Annotated in this window: 25 protein-coding genes and 3 pseudogenes; 12 read left to right on the top strand and 16 right to left on the bottom strand. The window is 57.3% G+C overall.

All coding sequences use genetic code 11. The features are described from left to right. Positions 1-537 precede the first annotated feature (537 nt). Positions 538-1,554: an acyltransferase gene (locus X739_RS137650; protein WP_023796472.1), complete on the top strand. Its 1,017-nt coding sequence runs from the start codon at positions 538-540 to the stop codon at positions 1,552-1,554. A gap of 206 nt (positions 1,555-1,760) precedes the next feature. Then, positions 1,761-2,708, top strand: coding sequence for a hypothetical protein (locus tag X739_RS0136140; RefSeq protein WP_156940058.1), 948 nt, complete (start codon positions 1,761-1,763; stop codon positions 2,706-2,708). Between the two features lie 104 nt (positions 2,709-2,812). Here the strand turns inward: X739_RS0136140 and X739_RS0136135 are convergent, their stop codons facing one another. Genes X739_RS0136135 through X739_RS137665 form a run of 4 tightly spaced genes read right to left on the bottom strand, consistent with a single transcriptional unit; the run spans position 2,813 to position 6,428 of the window. After that, positions 2,813-3,910, bottom strand: coding sequence for a glycosyltransferase (locus X739_RS0136135; RefSeq protein WP_023796470.1), 1,098 nt, complete (start codon positions 3,908-3,910; stop codon positions 2,813-2,815). Then, positions 3,900-4,679 (bottom strand): glycosyltransferase, encoded by a 780-nt coding sequence (locus X739_RS137655; protein WP_198026193.1) that lies wholly within the window; start codon positions 4,677-4,679, stop codon positions 3,900-3,902. Before X739_RS137655 ends, X739_RS0136135 begins: the two co-directional genes overlap by 11 nt. Next, complete coding sequence (locus X739_RS137660) at positions 4,672-5,796, bottom strand: DegT/DnrJ/EryC1/StrS family aminotransferase (RefSeq protein ID WP_031252617.1); 1,125 nt, start codon at positions 5,794-5,796, stop codon at positions 4,672-4,674. Before X739_RS137660 ends, X739_RS137655 begins: the two co-directional genes overlap by 8 nt. Then, complete coding sequence (locus X739_RS137665) at positions 5,796-6,428, bottom strand: NeuD/PglB/VioB family sugar acetyltransferase (protein WP_023796467.1); 633 nt, start codon at positions 6,426-6,428, stop codon at positions 5,796-5,798. The genes X739_RS137660 and X739_RS137665 overlap by 1 nt, the downstream gene beginning before the upstream one ends. A 368-nt stretch (positions 6,429-6,796) precedes the next feature. On the opposite strand from X739_RS137665, the gene X739_RS137670 reads away from it, so the two are divergent. Further along, entirely contained in the window at positions 6,797-7,759 is a 963-nt protein-coding gene (locus X739_RS137670; RefSeq protein WP_023796466.1) for a glycosyltransferase, read from the top strand. Between the two features lie 787 nt (positions 7,760-8,546). Here the strand turns inward: X739_RS137670 and X739_RS0136130 are convergent. After that, positions 8,547-8,777 (bottom strand): hypothetical protein, encoded by a 231-nt coding sequence (locus X739_RS0136130; RefSeq protein ID WP_023796464.1) that lies wholly within the window; start codon positions 8,775-8,777, stop codon positions 8,547-8,549. 112 nt (positions 8,778-8,889) lie between these two features. Between X739_RS0136130 and X739_RS137680 the strand changes: the two genes are divergently transcribed. After that, complete coding sequence (locus X739_RS137680) at positions 8,890-9,759, top strand: FkbM family methyltransferase (protein ID WP_023796463.1); 870 nt, start codon at positions 8,890-8,892, stop codon at positions 9,757-9,759. A 15-nt stretch (positions 9,760-9,774) separates the two neighbouring features. Here the strand turns inward: X739_RS137680 and X739_RS137685 are convergent, their stop codons facing one another. The 10 genes and pseudogenes from X739_RS137685 to X739_RS137725 all read right to left on the bottom strand — a co-directional run bounded on the left by X739_RS137685 (position 9,775) and on the right by X739_RS137725 (position 18,396). Continuing rightward, positions 9,775-10,137, bottom strand: a complete 363-nt coding sequence (locus X739_RS137685) for a hypothetical protein (protein ID WP_023796462.1) — start codon at positions 10,135-10,137, stop codon at positions 9,775-9,777. Between the two features lie 1,441 nt (positions 10,138-11,578). Next, on the bottom strand, positions 11,579-11,824 hold the full coding sequence (locus tag X739_RS137690; RefSeq protein WP_198026192.1) for a hypothetical protein: 246 nt from the start codon (positions 11,822-11,824) through the stop codon (positions 11,579-11,581). Between the two features lie 127 nt (positions 11,825-11,951). Next, on the bottom strand, positions 11,952-12,407 hold the full coding sequence (locus tag X739_RS137695; RefSeq protein ID WP_245273980.1) for a cold shock domain-containing protein: 456 nt from the start codon (positions 12,405-12,407) through the stop codon (positions 11,952-11,954). Positions 12,408-13,176: 769 nt separating this feature from the next. After that, complete coding sequence (locus X739_RS137705) at positions 13,177-13,482, bottom strand: GlsB/YeaQ/YmgE family stress response membrane protein (protein WP_023796457.1); 306 nt, start codon at positions 13,480-13,482, stop codon at positions 13,177-13,179. A 266-nt stretch (positions 13,483-13,748) separates the two neighbouring features. Beyond that, positions 13,749-14,516 carry a PRC-barrel domain-containing protein gene (locus X739_RS137710; protein ID WP_023796456.1) on the bottom strand — a complete coding sequence of 256 codons (768 nt, stop codon included), beginning with the start codon at positions 14,514-14,516 and terminating at the stop codon, positions 13,749-13,751. A gap of 314 nt (positions 14,517-14,830) precedes the next feature. Further along, on the bottom strand, positions 14,831-15,340 hold the full coding sequence (locus X739_RS137715; protein ID WP_023785049.1) for an OmpA family protein: 510 nt from the start codon (positions 15,338-15,340) through the stop codon (positions 14,831-14,833). Positions 15,341-15,350: 10 nt separating this feature from the next. Further along, on the bottom strand, positions 15,351-16,010 hold the full coding sequence (locus X739_RS137720) for a L,D-transpeptidase (RefSeq protein WP_023796454.1): 660 nt from the start codon (positions 16,008-16,010) through the stop codon (positions 15,351-15,353). 432 nt (positions 16,011-16,442) lie between these two features. Then, complete coding sequence (locus tag X739_RS1000000169750; RefSeq protein WP_156940056.1) at positions 16,443-16,664, bottom strand: hypothetical protein; 222 nt, start codon at positions 16,662-16,664, stop codon at positions 16,443-16,445. A 300-nt stretch (positions 16,665-16,964) separates the two neighbouring features. After that, positions 16,965-17,129, bottom strand: a pseudogene (locus tag X739_RS1000000170995) (DUF2130 domain-containing protein); the annotation flags it as partial. A 130-nt stretch (positions 17,130-17,259) separates the two neighbouring features. Beyond that, entirely contained in the window at positions 17,260-18,396 is a 1,137-nt protein-coding gene (locus tag X739_RS137725) for an AraC family transcriptional regulator (RefSeq protein ID WP_084056607.1), read from the bottom strand. 487 nt (positions 18,397-18,883) lie between these two features. Between X739_RS137725 and X739_RS137730 the strand changes: the two genes are divergently transcribed. The 7 genes and pseudogenes from X739_RS137730 to X739_RS137750 all read left to right on the top strand — a co-directional run bounded on the left by X739_RS137730 (position 18,884) and on the right by X739_RS137750 (position 26,023). Continuing rightward, a complete protein-coding gene (locus tag X739_RS137730; RefSeq protein ID WP_031252611.1) occupies positions 18,884-19,897 on the top strand; it encodes a UDP-glucuronic acid decarboxylase family protein in 1,014 nt (337 codons plus the stop codon). A 1-nt stretch (position 19,898) separates the two neighbouring features. Further along, positions 19,899-20,885, top strand: coding sequence for a UDP-glucose 4-epimerase GalE (gene galE, locus X739_RS137735; protein ID WP_023796449.1), 987 nt, complete (start codon positions 19,899-19,901; stop codon positions 20,883-20,885). After that, positions 20,882-22,723 carry a glycosyltransferase family 2 protein gene (locus X739_RS137740; protein WP_051410657.1) on the top strand — a complete coding sequence of 614 codons (1,842 nt, stop codon included), beginning with the start codon at positions 20,882-20,884 and terminating at the stop codon, positions 22,721-22,723. Before galE ends, X739_RS137740 begins: the two co-directional genes overlap by 4 nt. A gap of 24 nt (positions 22,724-22,747) precedes the next feature. After that, positions 22,748-23,824: pseudogene (locus X739_RS1000000170990) on the top strand (UDP-glucose/GDP-mannose dehydrogenase family protein); the annotation flags it as partial. Positions 23,825-23,896: 72 nt separating this feature from the next. After that, on the top strand, positions 23,897-24,433 hold the full coding sequence (locus tag X739_RS1000000170985) for a DUF995 domain-containing protein (protein WP_280940072.1): 537 nt from the start codon (positions 23,897-23,899) through the stop codon (positions 24,431-24,433). A gap of 34 nt (positions 24,434-24,467) precedes the next feature. Continuing rightward, complete coding sequence (locus X739_RS137745) at positions 24,468-25,454, top strand: glycoside hydrolase family 26 protein (protein ID WP_084056605.1); 987 nt, start codon at positions 24,468-24,470, stop codon at positions 25,452-25,454. After that, the gene (locus X739_RS137750) at positions 25,451-26,023 is read left to right on the top strand and encodes a DUF995 domain-containing protein (RefSeq protein WP_245273979.1); all 573 of its coding nucleotides are present in this window, start codon (positions 25,451-25,453) and stop codon (positions 26,021-26,023) included. Before X739_RS137745 ends, X739_RS137750 begins: the two co-directional genes overlap by 4 nt. A gap of 76 nt (positions 26,024-26,099) precedes the next feature. Here X739_RS137750 and X739_RS01210 read toward each other — a convergent pair whose 3' ends face one another. Beyond that, positions 26,100-26,399: a hypothetical protein gene (locus X739_RS01210; RefSeq protein WP_023796444.1), complete on the bottom strand. Its 300-nt coding sequence runs from the start codon at positions 26,397-26,399 to the stop codon at positions 26,100-26,102. A 390-nt stretch (positions 26,400-26,789) separates the two neighbouring features. On the opposite strand from X739_RS01210, the pseudogene X739_RS0136100 reads away from it, so the two are divergent. After that, positions 26,790-26,992 (top strand): annotated as a pseudogene (locus X739_RS0136100) (transposase); the annotation flags it as partial.

The raw sequence follows: 26,992 nt of genomic DNA, 5'->3' as shown, positions 1-26,992 counted from the left end.
CCGCCGGATCAGGAAAACCCACTGGGGCCGTGCACCTCGAGTGCGAGCTTACGATCGGGACCTGAGACGCGCGAATGGCATTATGGCCAGCGGCACATGACAGGCCGCACCTACAGGTCGGATACATGGCCGCACCAACCAGCAAAGGCAAAGCTCAAAGAATCCCTTGCCAACGGAGAGCCGTCCATACACGGCCCCAAAGAAGCCATAGCCGCAAGACGTCTCAATCCCGTCGACTAATGAAGTCCTGCGATGATCCTGGAGGCCGCCGCTCGTGCATCGGTGCGGCGGCGGGAGGGAGGGAGGCCGTGTTCGCTTCTCGATGATCGACATGCTGTCCCTGACACCAGGATTCCCGTGATTCAGGAACTCGATGCCGGCTTCCTCCAGCCATTCCCCGATCAGCTACCGCGCCAGGAATTGATCTACTTATTAGCGGGAAATCTTCAAATTAGATTGAGACTTGTGTGAAACAGCGGTAATGCGCGCTTACAGCGAGGACCCTTGTGCGATGCATTGGTATGAAAGCCTCCCGTCATGACCGCGAACGCACCGATTAGTCCGAGCAGCGATAATTTCACAGCGATTCGTCTGATCGCTGCGCTCAGTGTCGTCCTTAGTCACTCCTATCCGATGCTGGGACTTCCCGTTGAGCCGATCATCATGAATAGGTCGCTCGGCAATTTTGCCGTGCATTGCTTCTTCGTGATCAGCGGATACTTAATCGCCGGATCGTGGGCTCGCTCGCCAGGCTGGCCTTTTGTGCTTCGCCGCGCGGCTCGTTTGCTTCCTGCGTTGATTGTTAGCCACGCTTTTGCGCTCGCCGCGGCTGCTTATTTTAACGACTATGCCGGCCAACCGCAGGCAGGCATCATCCACGGGAGCTTGTGGACAATCAACTGGGAAGTCCTGATGTACGTCGGCGTTGCGCTGTTCGGCATCATGGCACTGCTGCGACCGTCCGTCATCGGAACTGTCTATGTGGTCGGTCTTCTGCTGATCATTGTCAACATGAAGTCCGCCAGCAACGGCCAGACTGTGATCGCGCCCTTGGTCCTCTTATTCGTCTGCGGCGCCTTCATCCGGCTTGAGAAAAACATCGAGATAGCTCGCCTTGGCCCTCCGGCGATAGCTGTTCTCGCCCTGCTATTCACGCCACACGTATCCAGTGACGTCTTGAACTTCGTGCAAGCATGGTGGAAATTTGGCTTCATCTGGGACGTCACGATTTGGGAGGTACGCTATTTCATCTACCTTTTGGCGATGCCTATCGCTTTGATCTACGTCTGCGCCTTCGCACCGTTTTCGATCAAGCTGCAAAACGATTACAGCTACGGTGTCTTCGTCTTCGCTTGGCCGATCCAGCAAATCTGCGTCCATTACATGATGGCGGGGTGGATACCAGCTAACCCAATCATCTTGTTTGTCGTGTCGGGGGCAGCCTCACTTCTGGTCGCGATCCCCCTTTGGCGCTACATTGAGAGGCCGATCAGCAAATGGAGACTCCAACAGCGAGCCGCCACGCCCCCCGCGGGCTCTGCACAGCCAACCTAGAACCCCGCACATTCTCTGCCCGCGCACAGCAAGTCGCTGTGCGCTCGTATCAAGAGCCCTGCATGTCCCTTTTTCAAGCCACCTCTCAATTTCCCGTTCTTGGAAGACTCCAGAAGCACGAGCGAGCCACGGTTTTTCACCTTGGTACCCCCAAAACGGGCACAACGCACATTCAGTCATTGTCACGCACTAACCAGGCTAGGCTCTTGGCTGAGGGTATAGTTTATCCAAATGTCAGGGCAGAGATCGGTGACTATGCCCATCATTCGTTAGCTGGGGATCTCGAGGCGCCGTCGCTTGGTGCAGCCGCAGCTGACTATGCGGCGCTCCAAAGCCATAGCGAAAATATTGTGATATCGTCGGAGGGATTTTCCGAATTGTCCCCCAGGGGAATGGCGGCTCTCGCCAACCTGCATCCTGAACGTAGCGCCTTTGCGGTAGTCTATTTCCGGGAAATGGCGGGTTTTCTGCGATCGTTTACCCAAGAGCTCGTAAAGCACGGCTGGGCTGACAGCTTCGCTACCGAGACATATATCGTCCGGCTTCGATCTTTCGCTGAGGATCCGGCACGGCACAACCTGGGGAATTATCGGCAAATCGCGGAACGGTGCGCCACCGCATTTGGAAGGTCTCGCACCGTCTTCGTCGCCTATAACAACGTGCTTGACCAAGGCGTCGATCTGTTCACCCACTTCTGGGAGAATGTGGTCGGCATACCTACTCGCGGGATGGATATTTCGAATCCTTTTCCAAATCGGCATGTTGGCTTTGAAACTTTAGAAACCAACCGAATGCTAAACGTGGCTCTCCTGAATATAGGCGAAGTGCCAGGCCCCTGGGTCCATCGATGGCTCCTGGAAAACACTTGCGCAATTAAGGCCGAGGTTCCTGAATTGGCGGGCCTCAGATCATTTCGGAACTCGATGGCAATTCGCTCTGACAGCGAACATTTCCTCGCGGTAGAGCGCGACCTTGCGGACCACTATGGAGCGCACTTCCTGAATGCCTCTGGTCGAGGTCGCATCTTCGCAAGTACCCACGAGAGCAAATTGGAATGGGCCGATATCGAGGAATTTGGGGCAGCACACCCGAACGCGGTTAAAAAGCTCAATTCGCTTGCTAGGAAATGCGCCAAGGAAGCACTCCGAGATTAAACAGAGACTCTGCCAGGGCCATTGAGGATAACGCTGTCAGCCGGATTGCGCAGTCCTGGCCGACGTGAATGCCGTCGGGCGTTAGTAGTGCTTGAGAGCAGCAGCTAGCGCCGAACGATCGCCGAGAGACGTCGAGGGACGCCGACTTTAAGTCGCCTGACGATTGTTTTGAAAAGGTCGACGGTAGTTGTCTCTGCAACCAGCGGCCCTTCCGGCCGCGGGATCCACGGCGAGTCGCGCCCTACTTTCTCGTGGAATTTATGAGCGGATATCCCTCCCCGAATTGTCTCTTCCTCCGGGATTTCGAGCAGAATTTCTGATCCTAACTGATTGAACATCCTCTCGTAGAGCCCCCGATGGTCTAGTAGGTACCTAGCGATTTCGAATTTCACTCTGTTCGGATCGGTACTCGGCGGCACATCGGTGAATCCGAATGCGCCATAGAAATTTTCGGGGGTGATGTGCCGCATCATGTCCGCAAGAATAAGCCTGTGTTCATTTATTGAGCGATTGCTAATTGTGGGGCTCGGACGGCTCGCATTGTTGGCGTGTATACGAAATTTTACCAACTTTTCAGGCATCACGAAAATCTCATAGTGCTGCAAAACCCTTAACCACATGTCCAGATCAGGAAGCTGCCTATAAAAATTGTTGTACAGGCCGACCTTCTCGTAGACCTCTCGCCTAATGAGCGCAGACGGATGGCAGAGGCGGTTGCCACCTTCGATCAGATCCCTAATCCAGGTAAAGCGTGACCGATTTGGCTGCTTGAACACCTCGTGAAATGAAGGGGCATTCGCGTCTGACAGTGGAGCACCCAAATCATCTATCCACTCAACGTCAGAGAAGACCGCAGCCACATGCTGCGCGTTTTTGAACTTCTCAAGCTGTTGTTCCAGCTTGGTAGGGGCCGCCCATATATCGTCAGAATTACAAACGGCGATATAGGCCCCCTCACACATCGACAGACCTATATTCATAGCTGTGCAAGCGCCGACATTTTCGGGCAAGATCCGGCGAGCGACCCGTTTGTCGCTTAGAGCTTTTATTATGTCTGCAGAGCCGTCAGTCGATGCATCATCCACGATCACGATCTGCAGATTTTTGTGGGTTTGCGCAAAAACGCTGTCAACAGCCGCTCGAATGAAGTGCCCGTGATTGTACGACGGAATAAGAACTGAGATCAGTGGTTTAGCGGTCATTCAGAGCTCGTGTCATCGCGGCGTCGATGAAAGCATCGAAAGAAACATCAACATTGTCTTTTAAGCTCGCAAGCGACTTGATGATTTCCGCTCGCTTTTGCTCCGATCCAAGCCTTGTCCAGGTGCCATTGGCATGCAGTCGATAGACGGTGCTCGTCCGCGCCGCGAATAGGGCGCCTCCGCTCGCCGCTATTGTCATGTTCAAAAGCCAATCGTAGCCACTTTTCACATTCGCCCGATCCACGACCTCGACGAACCGCTGCGTCCGATAGAAACAGTTCGAAAACGTAGCGATCGGATTGCTTGTGAGCAGGTCGAGAAGCTGAACGACGCGATGCCGATCAACGGGCCATCCGGGGTGATGCCAACTCGTTCCCGATGCCTCGTCATCCACCAAGCAGGCCGAAAAGCAAAGACCAACGCCTGGGTGCGCGTCCAGAAGAGATTTTTGGAGCTCCAGTTTGTCGGTCGAACTCCAATAATCGTCGCCCTCGAGAATGGCCAAGTAAGGAGTATCAACTAACTTAGAGAGCAGTTTGTAGTGCTCCATAACACCAGCATTCTTAATGTTCCTCCTGATTGTGATGTTAGGCGCTCCTTCCGACGCTTTGATCGCTTTGTCAACGGTATTATCCGTAGAACAATCATCAGAAATTATAACATTACATGACAAAATAATAGATTGACTACGGACACTTCTGACCGATTCCTCAATATACCGCTCGTGATTGTAAGTTGGAATAATGACAGTAATGGGCGGATTATTCATCGATGGCATCCATGACAGCCTTCGCGATAAAGTTTGCGTCCTCGTTTGCAATGCCTCCATGCAAAGGAAGGGTCAACACTTCCATCGATGCGCGCCTGGCGTTCGGCACATCGAATATCTTTTGCGACATGTGCTGGGTATACGGTTCAACATCAGCGATAAGAGGATAAAAATACTTTCTTGAGTAAATCCCGACGTCGCGCAGCTGCAGATAAACCTTATCTCTAAGCGGAAAGCCATTTTCCACAGGTAAACGAATTGCAAAGTAACTGCTTGACCCAACAGTTCCTGGCCGCTGAGGAACGATGCGAATTTTTTTGTGCTCCGAAAGAACGTCGCGATAAATCTGGACGACGGCGCTTCGCCGAGAGCGCTCCTCAAACAGCGCATTCAGATTGGCTAAGCCAAAAGCGGCATTCAGCTCGCTCATCTTTCCATTTATTCCAACCTGAGAGATCGAGTCTTCTGATTCAATACCAAAATTCTTCAGAATGCTCACACGCGAATTCACCTCTAGCGACGATGTAACCACCGCGCCGCCCTCTCCAGTGTTGAACTGTTTCGTCGCGTGAAAACTCATTGTGGTAGCATCGCCGTAGTTGACCAATGGACGGCCATTGTAGGTCGCGTCAAACACATGGGCACCGTCATAGAGCATCGGAATTCGGCGCGAATCCGATATCGCTGACAAAGCGTCGACGTCACACGGGCACCCGTAGACGTGCACCCCCAAAATCCCGCTTACATCATCATCATCGAGCACTGACGCCACGGCGTCTGGGCTAATTGTGAGGTAATCTTCTTCGATGTCCACTAGCACAGGGTCAAGACCGATCCAGATTAGCGCTCCGACGGACGCTGCAAACGTAAATGGTGTGGTAACGACCTTCCTCCGAAAATTCAGCGCCTTGGCAGCGATCTCGATCGCAACTGTCCCGTTGCTCACGAGATTGACGTACCTCGTACGAAAGAGCTCAGCCAACCGTAGTTCGAGATCGGCTGAAATCGGCCCCCCATTCGTGAGCCGCCGGCTCCCCAATGCCGGCGCTAAATGCCCCATGAAATCGTCAAGCCTTGGCACGATCGGGCGTGCAACATAGATCGGAGTGTTTGCCACTAGTGAGACCTTGGCTTTGCTGGCACGCCGACCACGATTTCGTGATCGCTGATGCTACTTACTACACACGCCTGTGCGCCGACGACCACATTGTCGCCAATGTTAAGGGGATGGTCGGATGTCCCATTGATTACTGTGCAGCCGACGCCCAGCCAAGCTCCTGAGCCTACTTTAACGTTTCCAGCAATCGTCACGCCGCTAGCTATAAAAGAATCAGCTCCTATTCTCACATCATGATGAAGGACGGATCCGAAATTGACGATCACGTTATCCTCTAGCGCTGCACCGGCTGAGATGACGGCATTCGCGAAGATTTGTGCCGCCCCCGAAATGGTTGCAGACGGAGAAACTAGGGCACGCGAACTAATGAATGAGCCGGCCGGAAGGCCCAGATTTCGAAGCGTAGCAAGGACGCTCTTCCTGCCGGCATTATCTCCGATTGCCACGAACCAGCGGGCGTCCAGAAAACGTGAGGAGGCGGCTTCGCGTGAAAGCACCGGTATGCCTTCGATGTCAAAACCAGACCTGAAATCGTCAACGAAGGCGAGCGTGGCTATTCCTTCGGCCTGCAATTGGAACTGCAATTCACGGGCATGGCCGCCAGCTCCGTATATTATAGCTTTATAAGTCATGACTAATTTGCTCGAGGGGCGTCCTATTCTTCTAAGTTGGACCAAGGGGGATTACCAGTCCTTTGTGCCTTTTGCCTAAGAAATGCACAGGCTGATTAGATCGGTTTAGGTGATGCAACCGGGTAGCGTGGGTCTTGGCTGCTTTTCGTGAGTGATCTGATGAAATCGTACGACGTGTTGCTTTTCGATGACGTTTTGCCATCTTCGCTCTCGCCGTTCAGGACAACCGAATACAAGCATTTGATGGGTGCTTTTGACTCGGCCCTTATCTCATTGGAGGGGTGGGGAGCTTGGCTCAGCGGTAGAGTTTTTCTTGAGGAGCTGGCAGCCTCAAATTTGATTCTAGTGCAAAGTCGCGCATTTTTACCATGAACAGCGCGCCGCAGATTTCTGGAACGATCGCGTATGTTACGTTTTTGAATAATGCAGTCGCACTGCTTCCGCACTTCACCGACAGACGCCTGCCGTTCATCCTGCAACTTTACCCCGGCGGAGGCTTTGAACTAAACCAGGAGGGCACGGATACTAAATTGAGGTCGGTACTCACTAGCCCGCTCTGCAGGAAAGTCATAACCACGCAAACCATAACCCGCGATTATATAAAATCTGACCGCATAGGTTGCGAGTGCGAGAAAATCGTTTATTTATTTGGCGGCGTATTTAAGGGAGCGCGAACCTTTGACTTTAATTTAGACAAGAAGATGTTTCCACGGGACAAGCATAATCTAGACCTATGTTTTGTTGCGCATAAATATAACGGGGACATCAGATCGAAAGGCTTTGATTATTTCGTGGAATTGGCCAAAGCTCTTTCGCGCGATATCTCTGAACTGCGGTTCCACGTCGTTGGTGAATACAACGTCAATGACGTGCCTTTGGAGGGTATCGAGGATCGGGTAAAATTTTACGGACGGCAACCAAGTGAATTTTTCCCTGAGTTCTACGCAGGAATGGACGGAATAGTCTCGGTCAACAGACCGTTTATTCTAACCCCTGGAGCCTTCGACGGATTCCCTACCGGCGCGTGTTTAGAAGCCGGCTTCCACGGAGTTGCCAATTTCATAAATGATCCGCTCGGATTGAATCCTGGGTTCAAGGACGGCAAGGATATCTTGCTGATTGACGAGAATATCGCAGCGTCGGCCGCGAAAATTGAGGCCGTGCTTCGTGATAGGGATCGTCTGGCAACCCTAGGGTGGGGCGCCTACCATGCCTTTAGACAGGTAGTGGATATTGATCAGCAACTCGCGCTTAGGACAGATCTGATCGCGTCAGAATTGTTGGCCCTGAAAAGGGCGGATCTCGCGGGGACGCCGAAGCCATCGCGGTAGCGAGGAGGATTGGCGCCACGCTTCCCTCTAGGATTTGCGAGAGCAGAATTGGGCGCGGCTAGGCCGATGTTGTTCGCGCAAATACTCCCGCAAGTCCTGTTGCGCCATCGTTGTAAGTGATGCTCCATCCGATTGCGCCGGAGGCGGGGTGCGTTCCCAACGACTTGGTATTGCGCATCAAACGCTGATCGACGCCAGGATGAAGGTGATAGCGTACTGCCACGCATGCCCACTCCAAAACGCTTGACCTTGAGATGCTGCGCGACCGGCTCGGCCCGGATGCTCCCGCAATGGCGGACGACATCGTCCCTAAACTGCGGTGCGACAAGTGAGGATCAAAGCGGGTCGGCATGATCTATACACCAGATGCCAACAAGGTCTCTGGCATTGGCAAAGCATGGGGGCGCCGATGGCCTACACTGTTATCTGTATGGGCCAAGAGGGAAGCCCACCAAGATTGCGCGGGCCAAGGTCCGACAGCTCCTTCCATTCTGCGGGGTCTGGACGCTCGTCAGAGCCGGCCAAGCTGTACTCGTATACGGCGGCCTGCTCTTCATCGACCACCCGGAACCAATGATCCTGTAACGCTCTCGGTGAGACGCTTTGGCCCGCCGTTGCTTCGGCGGCCTTCATCGGATCGTTCTCCACGACGATGCCCGATGACACCACCGTGTGACCTTGATCTCTTCCGCTTGGTACTTCGTCATCGCCGCCTCATTCCGCTGGGTGGCAACGTGGTCCCCGGGGCTTTGTTGCATCGCGCCCGCCATTTGCAGTCGGAACCATTTTAGCTAAAGCTTATTGAATCGGACGGTGTTGTGAGTGAGTTGATGCGTCTGATGCTCGGTGCCGGCGGCTTCACGGTCGATCGCAACTGCAATCTCTGGACCGTTGCGACAATTGCGGCGGAAATCGCCTCCGCTTCGCCATAGAGCGTCGGGCCATAGATGCAGTTCACTGCTTCCTCGCTGATGAGCACGCCCGGCGGGCAATGATCCTCGATGGTTTCCCTGATCATTTGCAGGGCGACTCTGCTTCGTCCATTTGGATGTGTTCCACTTATATTAGCATTAACGCATAAATAGCCGCTGCTGGGCGTTGCTGCGCCCTTGGACGTTGAGGATTGAGAGTTGAGCTACTACTCGAAGCTCTATCATATTGATGGCCTGGTGCGCGCCATAGGCTGGAAGAAATCAGTCTCGGTACTGCTTCGCCGTGTGCTGAGGATCCGATCGGCGATGAAAGTTCGCTGGCGCAATCATGAATTGCTGATCAGACCCACCGACAGCGACTTGTTTGTCGCCTCCCAAGTTCTTGGGCATTGCGAATACGAAGTCGGTAAGGAAGGCCAAGCCGCGCTCAACCGCCTCGCGAAAAAATGGAGAAAAGCGGGACTGGTACCCGTGATTGTGGATGCGGGCGCCAACGTTGGCTATTCGTCGATCTTCCTTGGAGACCAGTATCCCGATGCCATCGTGATGGCCATTGAACCGGACCGTCAAGCGTTTGGAATGCTAACGTCAAACTGCGCGGGTTTAGAGCGGATTATACCTGTCTACGGCGCGCTCTGGAGTCATGACGGCGAGGTTGCGCTTGTGAACAGCGAGAGTTCTTCCTGGGCCAGATCAGTATCAGACGGGCAAGGTATTCCGTCGATCACCTTACGGAGCCTTCTTGCCAAATTGCCCAGAACAAGATTGGTGATGCTTAAGATGGATATCGAAGGCGCCGAACTGCAGGCAACTCGCGACTGCGGCAAGATTCTAGAGGAGGTGCCGTGCATTGTCGTCGAACCGCACGACTTCATGTTTCCGGGCCGAGGCTGCCTGACGTTCGTGTACTCTTTGTTCAACGGAAGGAGCATGGATAGCCTTGTGAACGGCGAGAACCTTATTTTCATAGAGTCAGCCTTGCTATCGAGTGATACCAGCCGAAAGCGTCCAGGACCACGCAGGGCCGGCGCCCAACGGGATGAAGCGGCCCGCGACGCAATGGGTTAAGCCCGGAATCATCGGCTATGGACGGTTTAGCGCGCGCCGGTAGCGGCTAGGCTTGCTTGCCGAGTCCCTGCGGGCATCGGCAATGAGACCAAGGGCGGCATCTTCCGAAAGGCTAGGATGTGCCAGCATCACTTGGCGCGCGAGTTCCTGGAACTCGCGCGGCGTCATCCGCGTCGTCCGGCTGAATAGCTTGTCGCGGAGCTTCGGGGCGATACGGGAGCAATTGGCGAGCCCCAACAGCGTCGTGGCAAAAATATATTGCGGCCTCCTAGTAATGCCCGAGGCGATAGCACCCGGTACCATGAAGCCAATGACGCATAGGCCATAGGCATGGCTCTTTTCTATGCCCTTGAGACTTTCGGTTATGTCGGAGCCCATGCCTTCTTCTCTCGCTGCCAACCTTCGGGTGTGGTCGCAATCTATTAGGCTTGCCAGCTCTGTTTGGCCATCGGGTGACGACCGCGAGCGCCTGGGATCGGCTTTTCGGCATGACGAATGATCATTACAAGCTTTTCTGGCATCGTTTCGGCTGCTCAGGTTAGCATTTCCGCTATTGGCCGTTGAATGGTGCTTGCAGCTCCCTCTCAACAAGACCAGTGACGCGATGGAGCGCAGGGCGTGTTCAGTTGGTGCTGGTTTTGGCTGTAAACCCGCACTGCTTCTGTTCCATATCGATCTGCTTGGTGATGCGGATGGCGTTCTGTGCGTACGCCTCCGTCACGGAGCCGCTATTCACAGTCTTGTCCTTGAGCGGACTGACGCCTGCGCAGAGGTGGAAAACATGCGGCTCGGAGGACTTCGCGGCTCCGTTTTCGGGCGCGATCCAGTAGACGACATCCTGTCCAGTGGGGTGGCTCGGGTCCTGAGTCGCCGCTGTTACCGCGGCGCTGTCCGTGGCGATCGCCTGCGCCTGGGCGGCGACGTCAGGCTAACAGGCGGTGGTGGGCTGCCCCGATTTGATCTGGGCCGCGCATGCGTTCATATCCTGGGTGTACTGTTCGACCGATGGGGGTTGGTTTGAAACTGATCCCCATGACCGTCGCGAGCACGGCCAGCGCGGCGCCGAGGCCGCCGGCAACCTTCTTGGTCTGCGGATCCATGTTTTTGTCGGTGAGGATCAGGAAAACCAGCGGGAGGAAGGCAATCAGCGTGATGATGGCGCCAAGCTGGTTCTGGAAGAAGAAACTCGCCCTATCGGATGCACGGGCGGGATCGTGCCTGTTGGCCGCTTTCCACAACAAGTTGCCGGCGATTGCGAAAATCGCGATGCCGACCAGAAGGCCGATGATCAGCGGCAGGTGTCCCTGGTCGAACTTGTTCTGGCGAAGGAGAATAATGCCGTAGATCTCACCNTGCGTTGCTTGCCAATCCTTAGTAACGTCGGCTCTCGGCTTGTTGTCGCTCATGACCATCCCCTATGATATCGACACTTTTGCTGCGCAACGTTGAATTGGAAAACCAACCTGCCCGGCGCTGCGTCATTGAACAATCGTCTTCGTCACCTGACTCGCCGCTGCGGCGAACATGCAAGCCCACGGCGGGCCGCATTGCCATCCTTATTGCGCATGAGTGAGGGCGTCCATACCCAACGACGCGAACGCCAATGTGGAGAGCCTTCGGGCGCTTCGCCTTCTGGACGTCACAGGTACCGTTCACCGTCCGCCTTGTGCTCGAAACAGAACCAGTGCTGTTCTTGACGCGACCGGGCAAAGCCAAAGCCGGCATGCCTTCCGCATCCATCAAAATCCCGGGCAGGCCGAGTACCCTGGCGCGCTCGGCGTAGCCAACATACGGGTTCCAATTCCCAGTCGCGGGAATGTCAACCTGATCCTCGTTCGTTTTGCCAGGCTTTTTCGACACTATTCTGGTCTTCACCACCGTCCGGCCGGTTCAGCGTGACTGTGCAGCGAATAAGCATGTTCCAGTCGGGTCCGTGCTCCATGATCAGGTGCAGCTCGGAAATCTCTTCAAGGAAGTGTTCGATGCTGATCGGTCCATTCTCGTGTTGATATTCAAGCACGGCTTTCCACCGCTTATCGCCATGCAGCGCAACTACGTTTGTCATCGGCCACTCCACCGTCAGCTTCAGCGACACCGATCCTGTTCGGTCTCAATCACGTTACCGGTCCCCAGGGTTACACCGTCGCACTGTTTTGGGCGACATAGCGCTTGACCTTGGATGCGGCGCCCACTCAGCAAAGCCGCATTGTTCGCGCCTCCAGCCCTTTATGACCCCGGCTGTAAGTGATGATCACTTTCTGGCCGACTTCGAGGCTGTCAACTCCGCTACGGGTTAGAGTAGTCGCATGAACAAACACGTCCTTCCCACCGGCATCTAACGCAATGAAGCCGAACCCCTTGTTTAGATCGTATCGCATCACGACGCCGACGGCTTCCTGCCCCTCGTGTTCCTGCAAAGGAACTGAGGCTTCGGCGGGACGCTTTGCAACCTTCGAAGCAACGTCTTCGACGCTCACAGAAACTACTTCGACAACCTGAGCCCCCTTTTGGCCGTGTTCGGTTCGGACCTTCAGCCGTGCACCCTCGGGAAGGCTGTCATGCCCCGCAGCCTGCACCTTCGAGAGGTGAATGAAGGCATCAGAACCATCCCTGAGCTTCAAGAAGCCGAAACCCTTTTCTGCGTTCAACCAGAGTACCTCAGCATCATGTACGGAGGTCGTCGCTGACGAAGGCTGGGGTGGTGCTGGCCTGCGGTCGAAATAAGTCGGTTCCGAACTCTCATGATGGTTATCGCCCTCGAAGCCCTGGCTCCGCGACTGACGGTGTTCCCGATATTTGCCCATTCCAGCACTGGCCCTGAGGAGGAGGTTCCTTATCACCGGGAGTGATCAGGGAGCAATACCAATCCGGTGCCTTGGCATGGCGCGCTGAAGGATGGCCTCCTGGTAAGATCGTCTTGATTCCGGACAATGCGCGGTGGGCTGAAAGATCTGCCGGGGGCAGCCTGTTCTATGCTAAACCCTATGACCAATGCGGCGAGAGCCGCGTCGTTGCGTGATCTGCTTTTAAACTAACCGATTCTTCTCATCTGGGACGCCGGAACGGCGCCAAGGGCCCTCTTTCGCCGCCGATCCCGACGTCGTGATATTCATTGAGCGAGGCGGTCCGGGTTCACTTTCAAAGTGACCACGAGGCCATCTGCCTCGCAATCATAGAAAATGGCCCCGCGCAAGTGCCCTGCGACGCTGCGCTCCAGCAGCTTGCTCCCGTGGCCCCGAGCGACCCTTGGTTCCTCGACACGCGGCCCGCCACTCTCCGTCGATACTATCGTGACGGCCTCGTCTCGCGCGGAACACGAGATATCCAGCGTGTCGCCGAGAACCGCGGGGAAAACAAGCCAGATCGAGCGATGATCATCCAGATGGGCTCTTTCAACGCAGGTCGGTTCGACGAGTGCTACCGCCAACGGCCAAATCGACCTCTCCATCCTCCGCCGAAACGACCGCTTCGAGCAATCAACCTGATAATTAGGAGAAGTACAATTGCGCCGACGGTGGCATTGACGATTAAGCTGATCGTTCCGCTCCCGAGATGGACGCCTAAGCGGGGCAACAGCCAGTCTCCTATGAACGCGCCGATAATTCCGATTGCAATGTCCCCGATCACACCAAAGCCGGCCCCCCGCACGATCTTTCCGGCCAACCATCCGGCAATAAGGCCGACTACCAATATGACTATGATGCTCTCGTTCGTCAGATGCATGGCGGTTCTCCCAAGCGCTCGTTTTCGGATTGCGATTATTGTTTGCCAGCGACTAGTTGCATTGCCGGTCTTCTATTCCCTCGATGGTTCGAACCGACCTGGGCGGCGGTTAACCTAAGCAATTTCACTGGCGAGCAAACGAATTGGGGCCGCTTTCCGCTCCCGTTGCGGTCGTTCGGGTCGCAATCATGCCGAGACGCAATCTGATTCCCAAATTGACAAATGCCTTCCCGGAGTGTCGCAACGATGTTGACAAGCGCTAACGGTCACTGAGCTTTGGTGGTGGGCTGCTGATCTACGGGCGAGCCATATCGAACCGGGTCAGGCATCAGACTCCGGAAGATGGCGTCGTTCTTCGCTCGCCATGCTTCATCTGCAAGCCAGCGATATTCCTGATCGGGCATCAACGGAACGGCTTTAACATCGGCGCTGGAGATGCGTAGGTAAAAGCTGTTTCGCTCCTGATTGACCTGCATATACCGAAGCGGCACGACGATGCTGTCTTTGCCGGCGATGAAAAAGCCCCCCGATGCAATGACCGCATAGTCCCATCGGTCCTTGGTTCCAATTACTACGTTGCGAACTTCGCCAACGATCTTGTCGTCCGAACTGCGAACTTCAGAGCCGACAATCTCGTCTACACGCAGGCCAGGCCCAAGATCATCTATGTCGATGAGAGGAAGTTCGCCTGGAGCACCGCGATTGCCCTGAACCTTACCGCCTTGATGCTGCTGTGGTTCTTCGGCGGCTACCTGTTCATCGGCCAGGTCCTCGTCGTTGCCCCCAAGCTTCGCCATCGAGGGAGCGGCGATCAGTTGCCGGATATTGGCGAGCAGACGTTCGCAATCGTCTTGTAAGCCGTACGACCAAAGCAGGAACGCCGCATCCCTCAGAGTTCGCAGGTCCCGGACGAGATAGCGATTGTTCGGATTGCGTAATTCCGCGCTTTTGAGGACGGCTTCTTCGAGCTTCGCATCGGAAATGTTACAAACGGCGAACGCCGGCTGTGCGCCAAGGCCCAGCAACAACGCCACGGCACGCCGATCGGCTGAAAACGTACGCCGCAAACATTATGCGCCAATCTGAACAACTGTTCAGGAAGCAATTGGTTCCGCTCGTGGCAAACTGTGTTGAGTGGGAATGAGGACTGCTACCTGTTAGGCCCGCTCCCGCCGACCTGCGAGGCTCTTTTCACACGGATGAATTCTCATGAGGCTGAGACGGTCGAAGAGCAACACGACCGCGAAGCCATCCAGCAGAGAGAGGATTTGGCGACAAGGCATCTCTTGCGTTCTTCCTAGCTGTCTGACATCCATCCTCATTCGTATACTAGATAGGTGACAAGCTCCTACGACTCGTCCCTCTCATCGCGCAAATTAGACACAACGCGGCGGTTCTGCGACCTGCAGGCTGCGTCGGGGCAGTCGCGGACGAGCCTGTCCTTGCCGTAGCCCTTGGCCCATATGCGGTTGCGGTCTATGCCGCCGGCGGCGAGGTAGCCCATCACCGCATCGGCGCGCTGCTGCGACAGCGCCGTTTCACTTGCGCCGGGATCGTCGGCGAAACCCTGCAGCTTGAGCAGCCAGCGCGGATGCTTTGCCAACCAGGCGATCTGGGTGTCGAGGGTCGCCTTGGCGACAGAATCGAGCGCGGCCGAACCTTGCGTGAAGTAGGTGCGGCGGCCGACATTGAGGATAAAATCCTCCTCGCTGCCTGGCTGCACGTTCTGGAAGCCGGCAATCTCGGCGTTGGTGACGTCGGGCGTGGGGGCCAGCGTGTTGCTTGTCGAGCAGGATGCGGCCAGCACCAGCAGGCCCATGGCGAGCAGCCGGCGCGTGTTTTCAATCATGCGGTTCATGAGGCGCCAATCATTCGACAGTGATGGAAGCGGGCGCCTGGTCGGCGATGTGCGGCAGGACCTCCACGGCGGTTCCGATCGGGCACCGCTGGTAGAGGTCGATGATGTCTTCCGGGAACATGCGTATGCAGCCGCTGGAAGCGTCGGTGCCGATGCTCCATGGCTCCAGCGTGCCATGCAGGCGGTAGCCGATGTCGGCGCCGTCGCGGTACAGATAGAGCGCGCGCGGCCCGAGCGGATTGTTGGGCGCGCCGCCTGCGACCATGGGCGGCAGTTCCGGCCTGCGCTTAAGCATTTCGGGCGGCGGGACCCATTGCGGCCACAGCGCGCGGCGGTCGATCGTGGCGCGGCCGTACCATTTGAAGCCCTCCTTGCCGACACCGACGCCGTAGCGGATGGCGGTCTTATTTTCCATGATGAGGTAGAGGAAGTGGTGGCGGGTATCGACCACGACGGTGCCGACCGTCTCGCTGCTGAAATACTTGACAATCTGGCGATGCCATCTCTTGTCGATCTTGGCGAAGTTGGTCTTGCGATAGACAAAATTGTTGTCACTCGCGGTACCGGCGAAAAAGGATTTTCCCGTCGCGGCTTGAACAATATTGCCCGTCGCACCGACCGCGACCGCCGCCAGGCCGCCGAGCACGACACCCCTGCGTGACAAAACCATCGGCAATCCCCCTGCCTTAAGCCTGGCGAACCATAGTTGAGAATTATTTCGCCTCAAAGTGGAAAATGCTTGGCCTGGGGCCGACGGTCCGCTTTTGCGTGCGGCTGTTGGCCATAGCTGACGCGATCAAACGCCCTCAGCAGAACTGAGGCGCCCGGAGGGCCTGTCCCGCCCTTTAAGCGAGTACTCGGCTCCAGCATGCAGTCGCCGCGTACCGCATGTCTGCTACAACCATGATGTTTTGCCTTTTTAGCCTTTTCGCTCCACCGACGCGCCGCGTTTCAACGACCCACATTTAAGGAGGGCGTCATTGTCGATGGTGATGACGACTGACCGTTTCAGCACTTGGCATCCTCCTCGCCTCAGGCCTCCCAGCGGTCTTAGTTTTAATTCACAATGCAGGTCGGCATCCCTGCGATCCGCTGGATCCAGTCAGCGTGTGCTTCGGGTTCGGGGTGCAACATCGGGCGGTGCTATTTGCACGGATGGCGGCGAACCAACCACCACGGCAGGGGCGCCAGATTGCTCACCATGTTGGCTCTCTAATTCGCGGCTCATACCTTGGTGAGCAATCTGCATCTCCGGAACGGTGAAAACCGGCACCTCGCCCTTGAAACCTTGGAACTCAAAGGCGCCCGCCTGGACGACCGGCATCGATGCTCCCGCTGCAAAGCCGGGTCCAAGCACCAAGGGGATGCCCAGCTTCTTGGTCGTCGATTCGAGCCGTGCCGCGCGGTTCACCGGGGAGCCGATCGCGGTGTAATCGAAGCGCCGTTCGGAGCCGAAATTGCCTACTGAGCAGAGAGTGCCGGCTCGACTAACGGCTCTAACTGGGCCCTATGGTTTGACTGAACATCGCTGCCGGCGCAAGTCCGCTCCGCTGGACCAGCTCAGCCGATGCGCTCGGCGCCATCGACGACCTTGAGGTCGGCCGGATGATCTCGCCAGGCCTCTTTCTATGGCCAAGACCTCCAAGCCCGCGATCTCCTGCATCACCTTGCCGGCGATGCCCTGCAGATCACCGTACATTCCGACGGTCGACTCGATGACACCTCGGATCTGAGCCTCCCGCTTGGCCCACGGGCGGATTGTGGCTTTCCTTTCCCTGGCAAGCAGACTCAGCCACTGCAAGAACTGGCATCGATCTCTGAACGGCGGTTTAGCCGGCTGAAATCGATCGGAGGACGAGGTTTGACGTGAGCTTGTCGCTTCTTAAGGTTGGGTCACCAAGTTGGCCTTGAAATCAACCTCATGTACGCACTCCGAGCATTTGCAGCAGACCACCGAAGGTCACGGCACTATTCTCGACACGCGCATCGAACTGGGCATTAGGGCTCGTGCGATGTATGCGGATGTTGTTTGGACTGTAACCGAACTGCTGCGTGAAGGCGCGGCTGAAATTCGCGGCCGAGTCGTAGCCTATCGCCAAGCCCACTTCGGTAATCGTTCGCCGGTCGGAAGGGTCTGCCAGCATTCTGTGGGCCGCCAGAAGACGATGTTGGCGAATGTATTTCGCAACACCGCCAACAGATTCAAAGAGTTCGTAGAGCCGTGTTCTCGATATGGCAAGCTCGCGGCTCAAAGCCTCCGGCGTCAGGTCCGACGAGATCAGGTTCTTGCGGATTAAGCGCCGCGCCCGCGTCATCAAGCCGATCTGCGATACACGCTCGCTGTCACCACCGCGATTTAGGAATGGCGTCACGGTATCGAAGATCATTTCCAGCAGGCGACTCTTGATGCTCGGCAGGTCATCCTGCGAGAGACTACTAAGATTGGTCTGAAGGCCAACCATGTGATCGTACATCAGCTTCACCCTGCGGCCACCAAGGACGGTATTGCTGGTTGCTGGCGGCAGGCCACCGCGGTCCGCAAACTGATCGTCCGGAACGATAAGCGTGAGTGCCTCCGACTCCAGAGCACGCCCCCCGAAGGGGTTGCCAAGCGAGCGGATCTCCATCATGCCGGGCTCGTTCTCGGCTACCCGTCCGTCGATACCGGTCCATGAGCGACCGGTCCTGAGAAAGGTAATCAGCCAGTGGTCGAGGGGACTAAACCGTACCATTTCCGCAGAGCGTTCGTAGCTGAAGGCAGGTACGCTCTGTTGCAAGAGCAACATTCCGCCAAGGTTCCAGACCGCCTGCCGGACGGAGAACCCATCTTCCGGTGCGACGCTGTCCGGCAGCCGCGCTTCCGCCAGCGAGGAGATATGTGCCCGCCAGGCGGGGAACTGCTCAGGACGAGGTAGGCCATCCGTTTCGAAGCGTAGCGCAACGAGGGACTGCGCGGTGTTCTCGTCGTTGCCGAGAGGCTCTTGAGACACGCGCAGCCAGCGTCGGCGTTCGAAGGGCACTGGCGTAGCAGGGGGCGCTTTGTTTTCTTCAGGCATCTTGCAGTCCAGTCACTACCCGGAATGCGACCAACCCAAGGCTTAGAACGGTTTTCGTTAAAGTTCTCCTAGTTTTGTTCGTTCGCGGACTTTCTGCGCGCCGTTTCGATACGATGCAGTTTGCCCCTTGTTTCGCACCGGCCACGGCATGGCGGCGAGGGTAGAAGCGCCGGCACTCTGACACGGCGGTGATGGTTGCGGGAAGTTCGCCCAACCGCAGATCGGAGCATCTGCGGCATCAATTGGAAGCCCGGCCGTTGCCGCCAGCATCGGGGGAGCCGACGGCATCGCGCAATTTACCTGGCAGATCGTCCGAGAAATGGACGTTTTGATAAGTATCCGGATTTCCCGATATCGCTGCCCCCAGGGGCAAGCTGCTAACTCAGGCATCAGTTGGTTATGGAAGATAGCTGAGGATCGTTCCGGGGCATTCACGAGCAACGAAGATCAGAACGTAATTTTCTGGGGGTTAGTGAGGAAGTCGGTAATGAGTATATTTTTCAGTTCCAAGAATTTCAACTCTCTGTCTGCTTCAAAACGCAGGATACTCATAGCAGGTGGTGCAGGGTTCCTCGGATCCCATCTCTGTGAACGCTTGCTGAACGAGGGCCATACAGTCCTTTGCGTTGATAATTTGTCCACTGGCCGGCTGGAAAATTTGCGCCATCTGCGGGGTTTCGAAGGGTTCAGCTTCGTGCGCCACGACATTGTCGAGCCATTCGATCTGCCGGTCGACGAAATCTACAACCTGGCCTGCCCCGCTTCGCCGCCGCATTACCAGCTTGACCCGATACACACGATGAAGACGAGTGTGATCGGTTCACTCAACCTCCTGGAACTCGCTTTGCGCAACCATGCGCGGATTTTCCAGGCCTCCACCTCGGAAGTTTACGGCGATCCGCTGGTTCACCCGCAGCCGGAAGCTTACTGGGGCAACGTGAATTCGTTCGGTCCGCGGGCCTGCTACGACGAGGGCAAGCGCTCGGCCGAGACGCTGTTCTACGATTTCCATAAGCAGCACCGTCTCGACATCCGCGTGGTGCGCATCTTCAACACTTACGGTCCGCGCATGCGTCCCGACGATGGCCGTGTGGTGTCCAATTTCATCGTCCAGGCCCTCAAGGGCGAGGACATCACAATGTATGGCGACGGGTCGCAGACGCGTTCGTTCTGCTACGTGGACGACCTGATCGAGGGCTTCCACCGGCTGATGTACGCCGAGCCGGCCATCCACACACCCGTCAACATCGGCAACCCGGGCGAGTTCACGGTCCGTGAACTGGCGGAGCGCATCGTCGCTCTGACGGGCACCAAGTCCAAGATCGTTTACCACCCGCTGCCGGTCGACGATCCGCGCCAGCGCCGGCCCGATATCTCGGTTGCCAAGAAAGAACTCGGCTGGGAGCCGATTGTCGCACTGGAACAGGGCCTGAGGTCGACGATCACCTATTTCGAGCGTCAGCTGACCAACACCTCCGCGAAGCTCGTCGAGGCTGCGTAAAATGACCGCGAACACTGTGCTTGTGGTCGGTGGGGCAGGCTTTATAGGCAGCCATACGTCCAAGCTGCTGTCGAAGCAGGGTTATGAGCCCGTCGTCTACGACAATCTCTCGACGGGTCATCGCGCGGCGGTGCGTTGGGGAGCATTCGTGGAGGGCGAGATCCTAGACACAGCGCACCTCGTCGCTGCGATCGAGGAGTACAGGCCGTGCTCGATCATCCATTTTGCCGCTTCTGCCTATGTTGGAGAGTCCGTCGAGAACCCTGCCAAATATTATCGCAACAACGTCGCCGGCACGCAGTCTCTGCTGGAAGCATGTCGCATGACCGGCACGCATAACGTGGTCTTCTCCTCGAGCTGCGCCACCTACGGCGTCCCCGACAAGCTGCCGATCCAGGAACAGGAAATCCAGCAGCCCATCAATCCTTACGGCCGCACGAAGCTGATCGCGGAACAGATGCTCGGCGATTATTCGGCGGCCTACGGCCTGCGCTTTGTGGCGCTGCGCTATTTCAATGCATGCGGCGCCGATCTCGATGGCGAGCTGAGAGAAGCTCATGATCCTGAGACGCACCTCATTCCACGTGCGCTGATGGCTGCTGCCGGCACGATCGATTTTCTCGATGTTTACGGCAACGACTACGATACGCCGGACGGCACCTGCATCCGTGATTACATCCATGTCATCGACCTGGCTCGCGCGCATGTTCTGGCGGTCGAACGTCTCAGCAACGACGGTGGAAATCTGGCGGTCAATCTTGGTACCGGCCGCGGGACGTCCATCCGTGAAATCCTCGACGCCATCAGCCGTATCACCGGCCGCAACGTGCCGATCGAGATGCGTGCTCGCCGGGCCGGTGACCCACCGGCGCTTTATGCGGACCCTTCGTTCGCGGCCGAGAAGCTCGGGTTTCTTGCGGTCTATTCGGACCTGGACACGATCATCCGCTCCGCGGCTCCCACCTTCGGCCTCGAGCTACGGGGATGAAAAAGTCCCGGCTCGACATGCCCACAAGGGAGGAGCCCTTGATGGTTCCGATTTTCACCGGCCGCAAACGCGTCGAATATGTCATCGGCGTCGCTATCTGGGCGACCGCGCTGATCTATTTCTGGCAATGGTGGATCCTGGACGCCGTCCACATCCACCTTCTCGGATCAATCCTGGTCAGCGCGCTGCTGGCATGGATAACCGTTCTGCCGGTCTACTTCATCACCATCTTCTTCAATGCGCGGAAGCCCGCCGGACCGTTGCGCATCCCGACGGGGAGCCGCGTTGCGATGGTAGTCACGAAAGCTTCGTCGGAACCGTTTCACGTCGTGGCGGAAACCTTGCTTGCGATGCTGTCGCAGAACGTGCCGCACGACACCTGGCTGGCCGACGAGGATCCGTCGCCCGAAACCTTCGCCTGGTGCCGCGACCACGGCGTGTTCGTCTCCACGCGCAAGGGGCGTGCCGACTATCATCGCCAGTCCTGGCCTCGCCGCACGCGGTGCAAGGAAGGCAACCTCGCCTTCTTCTACGATCACTTTGGCTACGCGAACTATGAGTTTGTGTCGCAGCTCGATGCGGATCACGTTCCCGAGCCGGACTATCTGTTCCAGATGCTGCGTCCGTTTGCGGATCCGGCTATCGGCTATGTCTCGGCGCCCAGCATCTGCGACCGCAATGCACACGAGAGCTGGTCCGCCCGCGGACGGCTCTATGTCGAAGCAAGCATGCACGGTTCGCTGCAGGCCGGCTACAACGGGGGCTTCGCGACGGTCTGCATCGGATCGCACTATGCGGTCCGTACGGCTGCGTTGAAGGAAATTGGTGGCCTGGGCCCCGAACTCGCTGAAGATCATTCGACGACCCTTTTCATGAACGCGCATGGCTGGCGCGGAGCGCATGCGCTGGATGCCATCGCACATGGCGACGGCCCACGCACCTTTGCTGACCTCGTCACGCAGGAGTTTCAGTGGTCGCGTAGCCTCGTGATGATCCTTCTCCAGTATACGCCGAAGCTGATCGGCCGCATGCCGTTGCACTTGAAGGTGCAGTTCGTGTTCTCGCAGTTCTGGTATCCGCTGTACGCCTTCTTCCTGGCCATGATGTTCCTGCTGCCGGTGATCGTCCTGGCACATGGGGATAATTTCGTCAGCGTGACTTACCCGAACTTCCTGCAGCACTTCATGCCGCAGTCGCTGATGATACTTTTCCTGGCGTTCTGGTGGCGGGCAAGCGGAACGTTCCGGCCCGCCGACGGCAAAATCCTGAGCTGGGAGGCGATGCTGTTTCTGCTAGCCCGTTGGCCCTGGGTTCTGGCGGGAACATTCGCGGCGTCCCGCGACTGGCTGACCGGTACCTTCGTCGACTTCCGCGTCACTCCCAAGGGCGCGGCCGATGTCGATGCGCTGCCGCTGCGGATTCTGGCGCCATACCTGTTCGTGGTGCTGATATCGATCCTGCCGGTGCTGCTCGTCCGGGACGACGCTGAGACCCGCGGCTTCTACGTTTTCGCTATCATAAACGCGTGCTTCTACATCCTGCTGCTGGTCATGATCGTAGTGCAGCACGCACGCGAAAACACGGTCCGCTACCGTACCCGCTTCTATCAGCCAGCGCTCGCGGCCAGCCTGCTCGCTCTGGTCACGCTGCCGACCCTCGCAACCGCCGAAAGGGGTCGCGACGGCATCGAGGCGCTCGCTTGGGGAACGCGTAGCTTCACGCTCTTCGACGATCGCTTCTCCGTGGCCGGCGCAGGCGTCGGCGGGCGCGATACGCACAAGACCATATTCAGTCCACGCTGGCGCGAAGGCGATGCTGGCGAACAAAGTCTACAATAAGCAATAATAAGGGGATGTGTTCACATGAAAATTGCGATCATTGGAACCGGCTATGTCGGATTGGTGAGCGGCACCTGCTTCGCAGCCTGGGGTAACGAGGTCGTCTGCGTCGACAAGGACGTCCAGAAGATCGAAGCGCTTCGGCGTGGCGCCGTGCCCATCTACGAGCCAGGCCTGGACGAGCTGGTCGAGCGCAATTCGGTTGCCGGCCATTTGAGCTTCACATGCAACCTTGCCGAAGCCCTCAAGGGAGCCGCGGTGGAGCCTGACCGGGTGGTGATCGGCGTCGAGGACAAGCTCGCCGAGGAGTGCCTGGTCGCGCTGTACGGAGTTCGGCTCGAGTCTCAAAAGATACCGATCGTTGTCACGCGCCGCCGCACTTCGGAGCTCATCAAGTACGCCGCCAACGCGTTCCTCGCGACCAAGATCACCTTCATCAACGAAATGGCCGATCTCTGCGAGCAGGTTAGCAGCAATGTCGGCGAACTGGCGCTGGGCATCGGCCTCGACAGGCGAATCGGGACCAGCTTCTTGAATGCGGGCCCCGGCTACGGCGGCTCGTGCTTCCCGAAAGACACCACCATGGCGCTTCTGCGTACAGCCCAGGACTATGGCGTGTCGGTGCGTATCGTCGAAGAAACCGTGACGGCCAACGAAGCCCGCAAGCGCCGGATGGCCCTGAAGGTCATGGATGCTCTCGACAATGACGTGCAAGGCCGCACGATCGCCGTTCTGGGTCTCACCTTCAAACCCGACACCGACGACATGCGCGACGCGCCATCGGTTCCGCTGATAGAGACGCTGCAGCGTTTCGGCGCCCAAATCCGCGCCTATGACCCGATCGGCGCGGAGAATGCCAGCCGCATCCTGTCGGACGTCGAACTCCACGACGATGCCTATGAATGCGCGCGCGGTGCGGACGCCGTGGTCGTCATCACGGAATGGGACAGCATCCGCAAACTCGATCTGGCGCGCCTGAAAGAGGTCATGCGTCAGGCCGTCCTGATAGATCTTAGAAACGCCTTCGCTCCAGGCGTTGCCGAAGCCCTCGGGTTCCGGGTTTCGGCCGTTGGTCGCCCAACCCCCCGACAGGAGACAACTGGCAGGGGCTCGCGCACCCATGCGGGTCTCCAAGCAGCATCGACATCGCAGCAAACTCATTTTCAGAGAGCATTGGAGGCTCCGTTGCTAACACGTAGAACCACGTCGCGCTTCAACCGCTTCGCCAACGCCTTGGGCGCCTTTACGCTGACGTGGCTTGTTGGATCGGCTGGGAGTGCTTCAGCGCAGGAAGTCGTGCTGCCCAAGGCGCCGCGGGTCATGACGCCGGCCGAAATCCACGAACTCTACCACGACAGGAGTTGGCGGTGGAAAGGTGGCGCGGCTTACTTGGTGGACGAGCGTCGGCGGTTCAGCGCTTGGGTCGATGACGACACCGGCAAGTCGTGGGCCGAAGGCAACTGGATTATCACGGAGACAGGACAGATGTGTCTCAATGCGACGTGGCACTCCAAGGCCGGCCGATCCCGTGCGATGACCTGCTTTTCGCATCGCTTCGATAACGGGACCATCTATCAGAAGCGCGAGCCAGATGGCAGCTGGTACGTCTTTCGCCATGCCCAGCCTCGCGACCAGGACGAGGCAAAAAACCTGGTCCGTAAGGACCTCGTGTCAACTCATATCTTGGCTGTGAAGACTGCTCTCGACTGAGAGCAGATCTCTGAACAGTAAAAAGGAGAATACTGTGAATAGCTTGTTGAAGACAACCTTCCTCCTGTTTGGGGGTGTGGTCATTTCGGGCGCTGTCTACGCGGCGAGTGGCGTCTCCGGCGCCAGTGTGGACAGTCGGAACCCGTTCCAAGATAAGCGTCCGTTCATCGCGGCTGATGCCGTAACGCCCGGCGCTTACGATCCGCATGGAGACTATACCAACGACGCCAACTCCAAGATTGAGCATATCTTTCTTCCCTGGGAAGACGTGGATCTGACAACCCTTAGTGTTGCGGACGATTATGCCAAGCAGCGCGGCCGGTCGTTGCTGCTCACCATCGAGCCCTGGTCCTGGGCCCGCGACTGGCGCGTCAGCCCGGAGAACCTGCTGAGCGGAATTCTTGCTGGTCGCTACGATGCTAACATGTCCGCGATCTGCTCTGCGGCGGCACAGCTGAAGAGTCCGGTTACCATCCGCTGGGCGCAGGAAATGGACGACAAGACCGGCCAGTTCACCTGGGCGTTCTGGGATGCGGACAGCTATGTGAAGGCCTACAGGCACGTGATTGACGTCTGTCGCAAGGACCTGCCGAATGCCAAATACATGTGGTCGCCTAAAGGGGACAAGGGTCTTCAGGCCTACTATCCGGGTGACAAATACGTCGACGTGATCGGCCTCTCAGTCTTCGGCTATCAGCCATACGACAAGCTCGAAGTCGGTCACGATACGACATTCGTGGAGCGAACGAAGCCGGGCTACGACCGCGTGGCCGGTTTCGGCAAGCCCATTGCCATAGCCGAGCTCGGCTACGAAGGCAACGACAGCTACGTGCGGAACTGGGCTTCGGATGCGAACAAGCCGCATGCCGAATTCCCCGCCATGACTGCCGTGGTCTACTTCAACGACGTGGAAGTCTATCCTTGGCCGCGAAACGTCGGGCGGCCTGACTGGCGCGTGGCAGACCACCCGCTGAATCTGACGACCGAAACCAACGGAGCGGCTAAACCGACTTCGAATTGACCCGCTCATCACTTGGTCGTCGCGATTTGCGGACGGACCTTTCTCTCTCCCACCTATCGGAAAACAAGCAAATGTCGTCAGTCCATTCTACTGTTGTAAGTACGGCGCTGGTCGCGCTCATCCTCTCGGCGGGCAATACCGCCGCAGCGCCGAAGCGGGCTGTCGATGACACCGCCAGGCTCGCTGCGGCCGCAGCTCCCATGAAGGCGGATGCGGTTGAGCACCTTTATGCCAATCGCACCTGGCTGTGGGAGAAGAACGGAGCCGGATACTTCCCCGAGAACGAGCACGGCCGGAAACATTTCGTGGCGCGAACGCAAACTGGTTATGGCGAAGGCGACTGGTATGTAACCAGCGGCGGCCAGCTCTGCATGCGTGCGCTCTGGACCTCCAAGAACGACCGAGGAACCGGCGCCATTAATTGCTTTCTGCATCGCGAAAAGGATGGCGTCGTCTATCAACGGCCCAGCTTGGGTGGCCAGTGGTACGTCTTCCGCAACAATCCGGTGCGAAAGAATGACGGCGTGCGCAAGCTTGTGAAGGGCAATCGGGTCATCAAACAGCTCTAGATGCCCTGGACTTCCCTTAAACGCAGAATGGCCGCGCCTGTCCCGGCGCGGCCATACTGTCAGATGTTACCGCAAATCACACGTCCGGCTGCTTGAAGGTGCGCATATAGCAACGCGACTTCTGACCGAAACCGCTCGGGGTGCAGACGTAGGGGTTGCTTTGCTGGTACTGAAAGAACGAGACCTTATGGACCATCGCGGGGTTCTTGTTATACCGCACGATGCCGTTGACCCGGTACTTGACCAGATAAACAGTTCGCGTTTCATCGCGCGACTTGCGCATTTCTCCTGCCTGCGCGCTCGTGCCGGCAACCAGCGAAAGACCGAGACCAAACGCCGCCGCCGCGACCCACTTCAAACAATTCGAAAACTGCATTTTCGCACCTCCATGTTTCGTCTTTGACGTGGAATTCGCACGGCGCGTGATAAGATTCCGGCCGAAATGCCATTAAAATTGTAAGCGTATCCTCGAGTACGACGGCAACTGCATTAAACCGCCACTCTTAGTCAGGGTCGTTCGGAACGCGAGTTGACTTTCCCTCTTGGCTACAAGCCGCAGCGATACGCGCGTTTCGTCTTTCGCCATTTAAGGCAGAGGAGAACTCCCGAGGGCCGCTGCCGTCATGATGCCGGTCGCGAGCGTGGAGCTTGGAATGCCGCCAAGAAGAGAATGGGAGATGCTGCAATCAATGACTAAAAAGGCTTCCTTTGCCGAATGGCCACCTATCTGCGACTTTGTCTTGACCGCGCTTCTGATGCGGTGGACGCTCGTGAGACCGAGCTTGGTCGCAGGTTGATGGACATCCCAGGCGTCGGCCCGCTGCTGGCAAGTTCATTCGTGGCTACGGTCGCCGATGCGCATGCGTTCAAGTCGGGGCGCTGTCTATCGGCATGGATCGGACTCGTGCCGAAGCAGAACTCGAGCGGGGGGAAGGAGAGGCTCGGCAGTATCTCCAAGGCCGGCAATCG

It is taken from the genome of Mesorhizobium sp. LNHC209A00 (assembly GCF_000502915.1).
GTDB lineage: Bacteria > Pseudomonadota > Alphaproteobacteria > Rhizobiales > Rhizobiaceae > Mesorhizobium.
The sequence above is the reverse complement of the archived record's forward strand: the minus strand, read 5'-3'. Positions and strand labels throughout refer to the sequence as shown.